Origin of the sequence: Leclercia sp. LTM14 (assembly GCF_023736175.1) — a bacterium.
Lineage (GTDB): Bacteria > Pseudomonadota > Gammaproteobacteria > Enterobacterales > Enterobacteriaceae > Enterobacter > Enterobacter barmai.
In genome coordinates, this window is sequence record NZ_JAIKTT010000004.1 from 55,923 (window position 1) to 69,656 (window position 13,734).

The window sequence follows — 13,734 nt, forward strand, 5'->3', positions numbered from 1 at the left end:
GTGCTGATGGTTGCGCTGCTGGCCATATCGGGGCGTGGCTGGGCTGAATGCCAGATTTTTGCCAGCCAGCAAAAGGTGAGCTGGGGCAATCTGAGCCCCGCCGAGCGGCAGCAAGTTAAAGGACCATTGCTTTCACTGCCGGAAAAACAATTCCAGGTGCGGGTGGTATGCAGCGAACCGCAGCGTATACGGCTGTTTCCGGGGAGCGATCGTGTACAAAACGGGACGTTTGCACTCGGTGCCGACGGTGAGATGCAGATAGTCGCTTCGCATGCCTTGGTTGATGACAAACCTGTCCGTCTTGCGCCGGTCAATCTGGCAGATGTCCTGCCGCACTCCAGCGACAGCGAGAACCTGGCGATTTTACCGCATCAGGGGCTCGCTTTCATGGACGGCAGCGAGACCTACGGGAAAACGGCTACGGTAACTTTTACCGTCCGTTCTGCCATCAAACCCGGCGCGATTGTTGAAAGAACTATCTGGCGCGGTAACCTGAAGATAAAAATGGATGTGCGATGATGCGACGAATATGCGTGCTGGTGACAGTCCTGATGGCCGCCTCTGCGGCGGCAAATGATACCGTCAGCGTCGACTTTGAGGTCACGGCTGATGCCGCGGCCTGCACCCCGACCCTGAGCAATAACGGCGTCGTTGATTTCGGTAGCCGCACTACAGGAAGTATCTCTACTGCTACTTTTTCCCAGCTTGGCACGCGAGATATAACGTTATCGGTCACCTGCGAATCCTCTACAGCAATAGCCATTACTGCCCGGGACACGCGTGCAGCGTCGGTAGTATCTGGCGAGGATGAAAATGGCCACGCGGGAGCGCGGTTTCAGATTAATGGCGGACAGTACGTCAGCGAGCCGGCGCGGCTTTTTGGACTCGGGTTGACGGCGGAGAAAAAAGCGATTGGAAGTTATGCCGTACAAATCAATGCGGCAGGCGTGACCGCAACGGATGGCGACAAAAGCGTGTTGGTTGATATTGCGGGTTCGGCAAACCAGGCGGGGCCGTGGGCAAAAAGCGCGTTATTGCCCCTGCCAACAAGTCAGGACTATTTTTACACCTTTGTGCAGAAAGGTATGCTGAGCCCACAGCCCATCAGCACCGTCAGCCTTCCGCTGCAGGTGAGTGTTACATTGGCGAACAAATTGAACAGCAGTCAGGTGATTAAGCTGGACGGCGAAGCAGTGATCAGCATCGTCTATTTGTGATAGGACGCTCGGCGGGCCTGCGCTCGCCGAGCCCTGATTTATTACACTTCCAGGAAGTTCATGATGCCCTCAGCCGCTTTACGGCCTTCGGCAATGGCGGTAACTACCAGGTCTGAACCGCGAACGATATCGCCACCGGCGAAGATTTTCGGGTTGCTGGTCTGGAAGGCGTTATCGCTGCCTTCCGGGGCAATGATGCGGCCCTGAGAATCCAGCTCAACGCTGTGTTTCGCCAGCCACTCCATGCTGTGTGGACGGAAACCAAACGCCATCACCACCGCATCGGCTGGGATCACATACTCGGAACCGGCAACGATTTCCGCGCGACGACGGCCTTTCGCATCCGGCGCACCCATCTCGGTACGCGCCATCTTCACGCCGCTGACTTTACCGTTGGCATTCACTTCAATACCCAGAGGCTGGATGTTGAACTGGAACTCCACGCCCTCTTCACGCGCGTTTTTCACTTCGCGTTTGGAGCCCGGCATGTTCTCTTCGTCACGACGATAGGCACAGATAACGTGCGTGGCATTCTGACGAATGGAGGTACGCACGCAGTCCATCGCGGTATCACCACCGCCCAGAACCACCACGCGTTTGCCTTCCATGCTGACGTATGGCTCATCAGCAGTTTCGCCGTAGCCCATCATCTGCTTGGTATTGGCAATCAGGAACGGCAGCGCGTCATATACGCCCGACGCGTCTTCGTTTTCCAGCCCACCGCGCATCGACTGATAGGTGCCCACGCCCAGGAATACCGAGTCGTAATCTTTCAGCAGATCGTCGAGCTGTACGTCACGGCCCACTTCGGTGTTGAGTTTGAACTCAATGCCCATGCCGGTGAAGATTTCACGGCGGCGGGTCATCACCTCTTTTTCCAGCTTGAAGGCCGGGATGCCGAAGGTGAGCAGACCGCCGATCTCCGGGTGACGGTCAAACACCACGGCTTTCACGCCGTTGCGGGTCAGCACGTCGGCACAGGCCAGGCCCGCCGGACCGGCACCGATAATCGCCACGCGTTTGTCGGTCTGACGCACGCCGGTCATATCCGGGCGCCAGCCCATCTCGAACGCTTTATCGTTGATGTAGCGTTCGATATTGCCGATAGTCACCGCACCGAACTCGTCGTTCAGGGTGCAGGAGCCTTCACAAAGACGGTCCTGAGGACACACGCGGCCGCACACTTCCGGCAGGGTGTTGGTCTGGTGAGACAGCTCGGCTGCCTCAAAAATACGCCCTTCGTTGGCCAGCTTTAGCCAGTTCGGGATGTAGTTATGGACCGGACATTTCCACTCGCAGTACGGGTTACCGCAGGACAGGCAGCGGTCTGCCTGTGCTTTGGCCTGGCCTTCGGAAAACGGCTCGTAGATTTCAACAAATTCAATTTTACGGATCTTCAGCGGTTTCTTCGGCGGATCAACGCGCTGCAAGTCGATAAACTGGTAAACATTCTGGCTCATCTGAATTCCTTACTGCGCCTGCACACGCAGCTCTGCTGCGCTACGACTACGGTGACCCAACAGGGCTTTAACATCGCTGGACTTCGGTTTAACCAGCGCGAATTTCGCAGAGAACGCCGGCCAGTTCGCCAGGATCTCTTCGCCACGCACGGAACCGGTATGATGTACGTGCTCGGTAATCAACCCACGCAGGTGCTCCTCGTGGATCGCCAGGCTTTCAACATCCAGCACTTCCACCAGCTCCGGGTTCACGCGTTTACGGAAGTCACCGCTTTCGTCCAGGACATAGGCGAAACCACCGGTCATACCCGCACCGAAGTTAACGCCGGTTTTACCCAGTACGCAGATAATCCCGCCGGTCATGTATTCACAGCCGTTATCGCCGATGCCTTCAACCACGGTGATAGCACCGGAGTTACGCACCGCGAAACGCTCGCCCGCACGACCTGCGGCGAACAGACGACCACCGGTTGCACCGTACAGACAGGTGTTGCCGATGATGCTGGCATCACAGCTGCGGAAGGCTGAACCCACCGGAGGACGTACCGCCAGCAGACCGCCCGCCATGCCTTTGCCGACGTAGTCGTTGGCATCGCCGGTCAGGTAGAGCTCAACGCCGCCTGCGTTCCAGACGCCGAAGCTCTGGCCCGCGGTGCCGCTGAAGTGCGCGGTAATCGGATCGGCAGCCAGACCCTGGTCGCCGTGCGTCTGTGCGATATAACCCGAGAGGCTTGCGCCCACGGAACGGTCGGTGTTGCGAATATCAAACCAGAAGGTTTTGCTCTGCTTTTCATCCACAAACGACTTCGCCTGCTGCAACAGTTGAGCGTTCAGCACGCCATTGTCGAACGGCGGGTTGTTCTCGGTGCAGTACACCGCTTTGCCTGCCTTAGGCTCAGCCGTTTCCAGCAGACGGGACAGCTTCAGGTTCTGCTGTTTGGCGGTGAACCCGTCCAGCTCTTTCAGCAGGTCGGTACGGCCAATCAGATCCACCAGACGCGTCACGCCCAGCTGCGCCATCAGCTCGCGGGTTTCGCGGGCGATGAAGTCAAAGTAGTTAGTCACTTTGAACGGCAGGCCGTGGTAGTGGTTCTTACGCAGCTTCTCGTCCTGGGTCGCAACACCGGTTGCGCAGTTGTTCAGGTGGCAAATACGCAGGTATTTACAGCCCAGCGCGACCATCGGACCGGTACCGAAACCGAAGCTCTCTGCACCCAGAATCGCCGCTTTAATGATGTCGAGGCCGGTTTTCAGGCCACCGTCCACCTGCAGGCGGATCTTGTGACGCAGACCGTTAGCCACCAGGGCCTGCTGGGTTTCAACCAGACCCAGCTCCCACGGACATCCCGCATATTTCACGGAGGAGAGCGGGCTTGCGCCAGTACCACCGTCGTAACCGGCGATGGTAATCAGGTCGGCATAGGCTTTCGCCACGCCGGTGGCGATAGTGCCCACGCCCGGCTCGGAAACCAGCTTCACGGAGATCATCGCTTTCGGGTTGACCTGTTTCAGGTCGAAAATCAGCTGCGCCAGATCCTCGATAGAGTAGATATCGTGGTGCGGCGGCGGGGAGATCAGCGTCACGCCCGGTACCGAGTAGCGCAGTTTGGCGATGTACGGGGTCACTTTGTCACCCGGCAGCTGACCGCCTTCGCCCGGTTTTGCACCCTGAGCGACTTTAATCTGAATTACGTCAGCGTTGACCAGGTAGGCAGGCGTCACACCGAAGCGACCGGAAGCAACCTGCTTAATGCGCGACACTTTATTGGTGCCGTAGCGCGCCGGATCTTCACCGCCTTCGCCGGAGTTAGAGTTCCCGCCGATGCTGTTCATCGCTTCTGCCAGCGCCTCGTGGGCTTCCGGACTTAACGCGCCGATAGACATCGCGGCGGTATCAAAGCGCTTGAACAGCTCGGTTGCTGGTTCAACGTCGTTGATGCTGACGGCGGTATCACCCGGGTTCAGCGCCAGCAAATCACGCAGCGTGGCCGCCGGACGGTTGTTTACCAGCTCAGCATACTGTTGATAATCGCTGTACTCGCCGCTCTGAACGGCCTGCTGCAGGGTGCGCACCACGTCCGGGTTATAGGCGTGGTATTCGCCGCCGTGCACGTACTTCAGCTGTCCGCCCTGATCCAGCGGCTTACGCGCCAGCCAGGCACGTTTGGAGAGGTTCAGCAGATCCTGCTGGAAGTCGCTGAAGTCCGCTCCGCCGATACGGCTGATCACGCCCTGGAAGCACAGATCCGCGACGTCATCATGCAGGCCCACGGCTTCGAACAGCTTCGAGCAGCGGTAAGAGGCGATGGTCGAGATGCCCATTTTGGACATGATCTTGTACAGACCTTTGTTGATGCCGTTACGGTAGTTCAGCATCACGGTACGGTAGTCTTTTTCGATGGCGTTGGTGTCGACCAGTTTTGCCAGCGTTTCGTAGGCAAGGTACGGGTAGATCGCCGTCGCGCCAAAGCCAAGCAGCACGGCAAAGTGGTGCGGATCGCGGGCGCTTGCGGTCTCAACAATGATGTTGGCGTCGCAGCGCAGGCTCTTGTCCACCAGGCGAGTCTGGATTGCACCCACCGCCATTGGCGCCGGAACCGGCAGGCGGTTCTTCGCAATGTTACGGTCGGAGAGGACCAGCAGGACGGTACCGTTACGCACCATCTGTTCGGCCTTATCACACAGCGCTTTCACCGTCTCTTCGAGGCTCGCTTCGGTCACGTCAAAGGTAATATCGAGCGTGTCGGCGCGATAGTGTTCCTCTTTCATGGTGGTCAGCTGGGTGAAATCGGAGTAGAGCAGAATCGGCGATTTAAAGGTCAGACGGTGGGCCTGGCCTTCGGCTTCGCAGAAGACGTTCATCTCACGGCCGATGCTGGTGGCCAGCGACATCACGTGTGCTTCACGCAGCGGATCGATTGGCGGGTTGGTAACCTGCGCAAACTGCTGACGGAAGTAGTCGTAAATGATACGCGGCTGGCTGGAGAGCACGGCGAATGGGGTGTCGTCGCCCATGGAGCCGACCGCTTCCTGGCCGTTTTCACCGAGCACGCGGATAACGGAGTCCAGCTCTTCCGCGCTGTAGTTAAACTGTTTCTGGTAGCTGGCAAGAGTATCATCATCCAGCTCGCGGCTGCCCACGTCCTGATCCGACAGATCTTCGAACGGCACCAGACGGCGGACGTTTTTCTCCATCCACTCTTTATACGGATGACGGCTCTTCAGATCGTTATCGGTTTCCGCAGAGTGCAGAATGCGACCGACACGGGTATCGATAACCATCAGCTCGCCAGGCCCAACGCGGCCTTTTTCCACCACTTCGTCAGGCTGGTAATCCCAGATACCCACTTCAGAGGCACAGGTAATCAGCTTGTCTTTAGTGATGACGTAGCGCGCAGGGCGCAGGCCGTTACGGTCCAGGTTACAGGCGGCAAAGCGGCCGTCGGACATGACGATACCGGCCGGGCCATCCCACGGCTCCATGTGCATGGAGTTAAAGTCGAAGAAGGAACGCAGCTCCGGATCCATATCCGGGTTGTTCTGCCAGGCTGGCGGAACGAGCAGACGCATGGCGCGGACGATATCCATCCCGCCGGCAAGCAGCAGTTCCAGCATGTTATCCATGGAGCTGGAGTCAGAGCCGGTTTCGTTCACGAACGGCGCGGCATCGTGCAGATCCGGGATCAGCGGGGTCTGGAATTTATAGGTACGGGCGCGTGCCCACTGGCGGTTACCGGTAATGGTATTGATTTCGCCGTTGTGCGCCAGGTAGCGGAACGGCTGCGCCAGCGGCCAGCGTGGTACGGTGTTGGTGGAGAAGCGCTGGTGGAACAGGCAAATGGCCGATTCCAGACGCAGGTCCGCCAGGTCCAGGTAGAAGCGCGGCAGGTCAGCCGGCATACACAGACCTTTATAGATGTTCACCAGGTTCGAGAGGCTACAAACGTAGAACTCTTTATCGTCCTGCAGGCGTTTTTCAATGCGGCGGCGGGCGATGAACAGGCGGCGTTCCATATCACGCGGACGCCAGCCCGCAGGCGCGTTGACAAAGATTTGCTCGATACGAGGCAGCGAGGAGAGGGCGATTTCACCGAGGACCCCTTCGTTGGTTGGCACATCGCGCCAGCCGACAATAGACAGGGTTTCGCGTTGAAGTTCTTCTTCGACGATGCGGCGTGATACGGCTGCTTTTTCAGCGTCCTGATTCAGGAACAGCATGCCGACGGCGTAGTTTTTAGCTAAACGCCAGCCGCGCTCTTCCGCCACGATGCGGAAGAAACGATCCGGTTTTTGCAGCAGCAGACCGCAACCGTCGCCGGTTTTACCATCCGCGAGGATAGCGCCACGGTGCTGCATACGGGCCAGTGCGTGTATAGCGGTACGCACTACCTTGTGGCTAGGTTCGCCTTCTATGTGGGCGATCAGGCCGAAACCACAGTTATCCTTCTCAAGGGATTTATCGTACAACATATCAGTGAACCTCCCCAGGCTCGTCGGGCTTCCCACTGAACCGTGGCGCACAGGCACAGAAAGAGCATGGCGACGGGGTTTGCGTTTCATACGCGTACCTCGCATTCGCCCTCTTAATATCCTTTTCGCGCAGGTAAACAAGTTTGAGGACTTGCTTCAGAGGGAATCTCAATTACTGCATAAATATGATGAGCAGGCTGCTCATCCAGAAAGCTTCCAGCGGATTTCCAACTTATCGGGAATCGGTACACAGGTCAAATGGCAATCTTATTTATACAAAAATGTGCTAAAGAAAGGTTAGTGATTTGATTTGTATGGATATTTAACCTCTTTCACATCCCTGTAACCTTGCTGTGGGCTTTGGGGTAGTGTGATCTGACTCACTATATGAAAGCGGTATTATCGCTGTAGCATGCTAAATAGTGCGATTTAAGCAGGATATAATGCCGCCGCATGGGAATAACCCGCATGATGTCACTGTTTTTTAGCGCGGACGATATAAATGAAAAAAACCATCAGAACATAAGGAAAAGTAATTAAGCAGGCGATGAATGAAATTGCAATTATCTTGGTTATTTATGCAAAGGATAAAAGCGCACCGTGGCGATTGATCCAGGTCATCGCCGACGGCGGTTAAAAATGGCAGGCTTGTCCCCTTTCTACGGGGCGGTCTAACAGATTATGCAGTTACAGAAATTAGTCAATATGTTTGGTGGGGATCTTTCACGCCGGTACGGGCAAAAGGTCCATAAGCTGTCGCTCCACGGGGGGTTTAGCTGCCCGAATCGCGACGGCACTATCGGACGCGGCGGCTGCACCTTCTGTAATGTAGCCTCCTTTGCTGACGAAGCGCAGCAGCATCAGTCCATTGCCGCCCAGCTTGCTCATCAGTCCACGCGGGTGAACCGTGCGAAGCAGTATCTGGCCTATTTCCAGGCTTATACCAGCACCTGGGCTGAAGTGCAGGTGCTGCGCTCGATGTATCAGCAGGCGGTGAGCCAGGCGAATATTGTCGGGCTCTGCGTCGGCACGCGCCCGGACTGCGTGCCCGAGGCGGTACTCGATCTGCTCAGCGAGTATAAAGAGCAGGGATATGAGATCTGGCTGGAGCTGGGATTGCAGACCGCGCACGATAAAACTCTGCATCGCATCAACCGTGGACACGATTTTGCCTGCTATCAACGCACAACCCGGCTGGCGCGGGAGCGCGGGCTGAAAGTCTGTACCCATCTTATCGTCGGCCTGCCGGGAGAAGGGCAGCATCACGCCCTGGAAACCCTGAATAAGGTAGTCGAGACCGGGGTGGATGGCATCAAGCTGCACCCGCTGCATATCGTCACGGGCAGTATTATGGCGAAAGCGTGGGAGGCCGGGCGACTGAACGGCATTGAACTGGATGAGTATGTCCTCACCGCCGGGGAGATGATTCGCCACACGCCGCCGGAGGTGGTGTATCACCGCATCTCTGCCAGCGCCCGCCGTCCAACGCTGCTGGCACCGCTGTGGTGCGAGAACCGCTGGACGGGGATGGTGGAGCTGGACCGCTATCTGAATGAGCAGGGTGTGCAGGGCTCGGCGCTGGGTACACCCTGGGGGCCGACGTTACCGGCGGCGTCCGCCCAATAAGCTGCCCAGCACACCGCGTATAATCTGATTCGTCACCTGACGCGCCGCGCTTTTCGCCATGGTTTGCACCACGCCGTCGCGTTTACCGCCGCGCGGCCCGGTGCTGCCAAACAGAATGTCTTTTAAGCCGCCGAGGATGCCGTCATCGACCGCCACGGTCTGGCCTTTAGCGGCAGGCGCCTGCTGCTGTTCCGTGGTGGCCTGCACCCCTTTCTGCAGCATCTCAAACGCCGACTCCCGGTCCACCTCATCTTCGTACTTACCGTAGACCGGAGAGTGGTTGATCAGCCCGTTACGCTCGTCGTCGCTGACTGGCCCCATTCTGGAGTTGGGCGCAATGACCATCGCGCGCTCGACCATGGATGGACTGCCTTTGGCATCGAGAAAAGAGATCAGCGCCTCGCCGGTGCCCAGCGCCTGAATGGCCGCTTCGGTATCAAACGCCGGATTGGCGCGCATGGTCTGGGCCGCGGCTTTCACGGCCTTCTGATCTTTAGGCGTAAAGGCGCGCAGGGCATGCTGGACGCGATTACCCAGTTGGCCCAGCACGTTGTCGGGAATATCAGCCGGGTTTTGCGAAACGAACCAGACGCCCACGCCTTTAGAGCGGATCAGGCGGATCACCTGTTCGATCTTATCCAGCAGCACCTGCGGCGCATCGCTGAACAGGAGATGGGCTTCGTCAAAGAAGAAGACCAGCTTCGGTTTTTCCAGATCGCCTGCTTCCGGCAGCTGTTCAAAGAGCTCAGAGAGCATCCACAGCAGGCTGGCCGCGTAGAGCTTCGGCATCTGGTAGAGCTTTTCCGCACTCAGGATGTTGATGATGCCTTTACCGCTACTGTCGGTACGCATCCAGTCCTTGATATCCAGCATCGGCTCGCCAAAGAAGTGTTCGGCTCCCTGCTGCTCAAGGGAGAGTAATCCACGCTGGATGGCGCCAATGGAGGCGGAGCTGATATTGCCGTACTGCGTCTGGAAGGCTTTGGCGTTATCGCCGATGTACTGCGTAATGGCCCGTAAGTCTTTGAAATCGAGCAGCAGCAGCCCCTGGTCGTCGGCAATGCGGAAGATAATGTTCAGCACGCCAGACTGCACCTCGTTCAGATCGAGCAGACGCGCCAGCAGCAGCGGGCCGAGATCGGAAACGGTCGCCCGCACCGGATGCCCCTTCTCGCCGAAAATATCCCACAACACCACCGGATTGCTTTGCGGCTGCCAGTCGGTGACGCCGATGTTTTTCAGCCGTTCGAGTAATTTATCCGATGCGACCCCCTCCCGGGCTACGCCGCTGAGATCGCCTTTTACGTCAGCCATAAACACCGGCACGCCAGTGTTCGAAAATGACTCGGCCAGCTTTTGCAACGTCACCGTTTTACCCGTACCCGTTGCGCCTGTGATTAGGCCATGACGGTTCGCCATCGCGGGCAGTAAAAACAGCTCAGTATCCGGCGTGCGGGCAATCAGCAGGGGTGTACTCATGATGCATTTCCTCGTGGGATCCTGCGTGGAGTATAGGCAACCTGACGGCAAATTGAATGTGTCAATTTCTTACTTTGCAGCGCATTACGCAACGCGGGCTATGCTTTTGCATACGGTAAACAACATATTGGAAAGCTATGTCCAGATTCTTCTTTAACGACCGCAAACAGCTGGTCAATGATGCCATTGAAGGTATGCTGATCTCCGCTCCACACGGCAATCTCGCCAGGCTGGATATCGATCCGGCTATCCGCGTGGTGGTGCGTGCCGACTGGGATAAAAGTCGCGTCGCGGTCATTTCCGGCGGTGGCTCCGGCCATGAACCGGCCCATGCGGGTTTTATTGGTAAAGGGATGCTGACCGCAGCCGTCTGCGGCGATCTGTTCGCCTCACCGAGCGTTGAGGCGGTGCTCAGCGCCATTGTGGCGGTGACGGGGGATCGTGGCTGTCTGCTGATTGTCAAAAACTACACCGGGGATCGTCTCAACTTTGGCCTCGCGGCAGAAAAAGCCAAGCGCTACGGGCTCAAAGTGGAGATGGTGATCGTGGCCGATGATATCGCCCTGCCGGATAACAAGCAGCCGCGCGGCATCGCCGGAACCGCGCTGGTACATAAGGTCGCCGGATATGCCGCCGAACAGGGTAAGTCGTTAAACGAGGTGCGCGATATGGCACGCGAGGCCTGCGACAACCTCTGGAGCCTGGGTGTGGCGATGCAGACCTGCAACCTGCCGGGCAGCGACGATGAAGAGGGGCGCATCAAAAAAGGCCATGTTGAGCTGGGGTTGGGTATCCACGGCGAGCCCGGGGCATCGGTGGTGTATACGCAAAACAGCAGGGAGATTATCGATACCCTGGTGCAACCGTTGCTGGCGCTGGCGGGCGAGGGACGGCTGGCGGTGCTCATCAATAACCTTGGCGGCGTGTCGGCCCTGGAGATGGCGCTGCTGACCAAAGAACTGGCGCATTCCGCCCTGAAGGATCGGATTGCGTATCTGATTGGTCCGGCGCCGCTGGTGAGCTCGCTGGACATGAAAGGTTTTTCGTTATCCCTGCTGAAGCTGAACAAGACGTTTGAGCAGGCGCTCAACGCGCCGGTAGAGACGCTGGGCTGGCAAAAGCCCGTGGCCTTTGCGCCGCTGCGTACGCTGAAGCATACCCCGCTACATGACAGCGTGGAATTTACCCCGTCGGCAAATGCGCAGGTTGCGCAGCACGTCGCTGCGGTGACGGAGCGGTTAATCGCCCTTGAAAACCGCCTTAACGCCCTGGATGCGAAAGTCGGGGATGGCGATACCGGTTCGACCTTTGCGCAAGGGGCGCGGGATATTGCGCAATGGCTGGAGGAGGATCGCCTGCCGCTGAACGATCTGCCGCAGCTGTTGCTGGTGGTGGGCGAACGGCTGGCGACGGTAATGGGCGGGTCGAGCGGCGTATTAATGTCGATCTTCTTTACCGCTGCCGGGCAGGCGCTGCGTAGCGGCAAGCCGTTGCCGGATGCCTTGCTGACCGGGCTTGCGCAAATGAAACACTATGGCGGGGCCGATCTGGGGGATCGTACCCTGATCGATGCCCTCCAGCCGGCGCTGGAAGCGTTGCAAAGAGGGGGTATCCAGGCCGCGTCAGAGGCCGCGAAAAAGGGTGAACAAGCGACAGCCAGTATGCAAAAAGCCGGAGCAGGGCGTTCATCGTACGTCAATAAAGAGAATCTGGCTGGGGTGACCGATCCGGGCGCGGTGGCGGTTGCAGAGGTGTTTGGCGCGTTAGTGCGGTAGTGGAGAAACGCCCGGTGGCGCTACGCTTACCGGGCCTACAAAGCACGCGTAGGCCCGGTAAGGCGCAGCCGCCACCGGGCAATAACGGCTTAAAAATCTGCTTTCAATACCACGCGGTAACGGGCCTTGCCGTCACGAACGTGTTGAATGGCTTCGTTGATTTTCGACATCGGGTACGTCTCGATGGTCGGGGCGACACCGGTGCGTCCGGCAAACTTCATCAGTTTGCGCAGTTCGTACGGTGTACCCGTGGCGGAACCAGAGATGCTGCGATCGCCGCCAATCAGCGTAAAGGCAGGGACCGGCAGCGGCTTCATCACGGCACCCACGGTATGGAAGTTGCCGCCGTAAGCCAGCGCTTCAAAATAGGGCTGCCAGTCGAGATCGACGTTTACCGTGTTGATGATCAGATCGAATTGCCCCGCCAGTGCGTTCAGTGCTTCAGGATCGCGGCTGTTCACCACTTTATCCGCACCCATCGCCAGCACTTCTTTCTCTTTGGCAGGGTTTGAACTAAACGCGGTGACTTCACAGCCCATCGCATGCAGCAGCTTGATGGCAATATGGCCCAGACCACCGATACCAATCACGCCCACACGGCTGGTGGCGGTGATATGGTGCATCAGCAGCGGTTTAAAGACGGTGATCCCGCCGCACAGCAGCGGACCGGCGGATTCAATATCCATCTGCTCAGGGAGAGGAATGACCCACTGCCAGTCGGCGCGCAGTTTATCGGCGAAACCGCCTTTATTCAGAATGGTTGGCGTTGAACCTTCCAGACAGTTGATCTGGTTGCCGCTGATACAGGCGTCGCAGTGACCGCAGCTACGAGCGGTCCAGCCGATGCCCACGCGCTGACCTATCTTCAGGCCTTTATCCTGCGCGGCATCGCCCAGGGCAACCACGCGGCCGATAACTTCGTGACCGGCAATCAACGGATATTGTGAGAAGCCCCATTCGTTATCGATCATTGACAGGTCGGAATGGCAAATCCCGCAGTAATCCACCTGCACTTCGACGTCTTCTGCTAGCAGCTCGCCCGCATCGTATTCGTACAGCTCAAGCTCTGCACCCGCCTGCGGTGCGGCGTAGCTTTTTATCTTTGACATCAGTATTCCCCCTCGTGGTGTTGAACTGAGAGTGTAGAGCATTCAGTTTACAGCCGCTTAACAGAAGGGGGCGGGAAGGGGAATTACAGCGTTTTCAGCATCCGCACTTCGCAATCGACGTGGCCGGTACAGCCCAGCGGCTGGTCGATGTGCTCAAAGCCGAGATGCTCATACAGCCTGATGGCTTCGGTCAGGAAGGCGGTGGTTTCAAGGTAGCAGCGCTTAAAGCCCTGAGCACGGGCGTGATCCAGCGCCTGTAGCGCCAGTTTCTTCGCTAAGCCTTGTCCGCGGACGACGGGAAGGAAATACATTTTTTGCAGTTCGCAGATGTCCGGCTCGCTGCAGGCGAGCGGTGCAACGCCACCGCCACCCACAACCTGCCCGTTCTGCTCTACAACCCAATAGGCATGCCCCGGCTGGCTGTACAGAGCGTACAGTTCGTCGAGATTGGGATCCGCAACGGTATAACCTTTATCGGCCGTGAGGCCGTATTCGGCTGATACCCGGCGGATAACGCCGGCAATGGCCGGGTTATCCGTGGCGGTGATACGGCGCAGGTGCGCCGTTACAGGAGCATTTACACGCATTGCTTCACTCA

General features: G+C 57.9%; 9 protein-coding genes. 4 read left to right on the forward strand and 5 right to left on the reverse strand.

Annotated elements, in window-relative coordinates; translation table 11 throughout:
• Both K5I40_RS11040 and K5I40_RS11045 read left to right on the forward strand, forming a co-directional pair.
• Positions 1-519 (forward strand): hypothetical protein, encoded by a 519-nt coding sequence (locus K5I40_RS11040; RefSeq protein ID WP_251929710.1) that lies wholly within the window; start codon positions 1-3, stop codon positions 517-519.
• 14 nt (positions 520-533) lie between these two features.
• Positions 534-1,217, forward strand: a complete 684-nt coding sequence (locus K5I40_RS11045; protein ID WP_251929709.1) for a DUF1120 domain-containing protein — start codon at positions 534-536, stop codon at positions 1,215-1,217.
• A gap of 41 nt (positions 1,218-1,258) precedes the next feature.
• On the opposite strand, the gene K5I40_RS11050 is transcribed toward K5I40_RS11045, so the two are convergent.
• Together K5I40_RS11050 and gltB are read right to left on the reverse strand one after the other, a co-directional pair.
• Positions 1,259-2,677 carry a glutamate synthase small subunit gene (locus K5I40_RS11050; RefSeq protein ID WP_039031611.1) on the reverse strand — a complete coding sequence of 473 codons (1,419 nt, stop codon included), beginning with the start codon at positions 2,675-2,677 and terminating at the stop codon, positions 1,259-1,261.
• A gap of 9 nt (positions 2,678-2,686) precedes the next feature.
• Positions 2,687-7,147 carry a glutamate synthase large subunit gene (gltB, locus tag K5I40_RS11055; RefSeq protein ID WP_223074541.1) on the reverse strand — a complete coding sequence of 1,487 codons (4,461 nt, stop codon included), beginning with the start codon at positions 7,145-7,147 and terminating at the stop codon, positions 2,687-2,689.
• Between the two features lie 681 nt (positions 7,148-7,828).
• Here gltB and K5I40_RS11060 point away from each other — a divergent pair.
• On the forward strand, positions 7,829-8,773 hold the full coding sequence (locus K5I40_RS11060) for a TIGR01212 family radical SAM protein (RefSeq protein ID WP_223074542.1): 945 nt from the start codon (positions 7,829-7,831) through the stop codon (positions 8,771-8,773).
• On the opposite strand, the gene K5I40_RS11065 is transcribed toward K5I40_RS11060, so the two are convergent.
• The gene (locus K5I40_RS11065) at positions 8,750-10,252 is read right to left on the reverse strand and encodes a helicase HerA-like C-terminal domain-containing protein (RefSeq protein ID WP_223074543.1); all 1,503 of its coding nucleotides are present in this window, start codon (positions 10,250-10,252) and stop codon (positions 8,750-8,752) included. The two genes, K5I40_RS11060 and K5I40_RS11065, sit on opposite strands and share 24 nt — an antisense overlap.
• 137 nt (positions 10,253-10,389) lie before the next feature.
• Between K5I40_RS11065 and K5I40_RS11070 the strand changes: the two genes are divergently transcribed.
• The gene (locus K5I40_RS11070) at positions 10,390-12,027 is read left to right on the forward strand and encodes a dihydroxyacetone kinase subunit DhaK (protein ID WP_223074544.1); all 1,638 of its coding nucleotides are present in this window, start codon (positions 10,390-10,392) and stop codon (positions 12,025-12,027) included.
• A gap of 89 nt (positions 12,028-12,116) precedes the next feature.
• On the opposite strand, the gene K5I40_RS11075 is transcribed toward K5I40_RS11070, so the two are convergent.
• Both K5I40_RS11075 and K5I40_RS11080 read right to left on the reverse strand, forming a co-directional pair.
• Positions 12,117-13,136 carry an NAD(P)-dependent alcohol dehydrogenase gene (locus tag K5I40_RS11075; RefSeq protein ID WP_039031616.1) on the reverse strand — a complete coding sequence of 340 codons (1,020 nt, stop codon included), beginning with the start codon at positions 13,134-13,136 and terminating at the stop codon, positions 12,117-12,119.
• Between the two features lie 83 nt (positions 13,137-13,219).
• A complete protein-coding gene (locus tag K5I40_RS11080; RefSeq protein WP_039031834.1) occupies positions 13,220-13,723 on the reverse strand; it encodes a GNAT family N-acetyltransferase in 504 nt (167 codons plus the stop codon).
• Between the last annotated feature and the right edge of the window lie 11 nt (positions 13,724-13,734).

Excerpts from the sequence above, each read along its gene's own strand:
- K5I40_RS11050 (WP_039031611.1), bottom strand. The coding sequence starts at position 2,677 with ATGAGCCAGAATGTTTACCAGTTTATCGACTTGCAGCGCGTTGATCCG.
- gltB (WP_223074541.1), bottom strand. The coding sequence starts at position 7,147 with ATGTTGTACGATAAATCCCTTGAGAAGGATAACTGTGGTTTCGGCCTG.
- K5I40_RS11060 (WP_223074542.1), top strand. The coding sequence starts at position 7,829 with ATGCAGTTACAGAAATTAGTCAATATGTTTGGTGGGGATCTTTCACGC.
- K5I40_RS11065 (WP_223074543.1), bottom strand. The coding sequence starts at position 10,252 with ATGAGTACACCCCTGCTGATTGCCCGCACGCCGGATACTGAGCTGTTT.
- K5I40_RS11070 (WP_223074544.1), top strand. The coding sequence starts at position 10,390 with ATGTCCAGATTCTTCTTTAACGACCGCAAACAGCTGGTCAATGATGCC.
- K5I40_RS11075 (WP_039031616.1), bottom strand. The coding sequence starts at position 13,136 with ATGTCAAAGATAAAAAGCTACGCCGCACCGCAGGCGGGTGCAGAGCTT.
- K5I40_RS11080 (WP_039031834.1), bottom strand. The coding sequence starts at position 13,723 with ATGCGTGTAAATGCTCCTGTAACGGCGCACCTGCGCCGTATCACCGCC.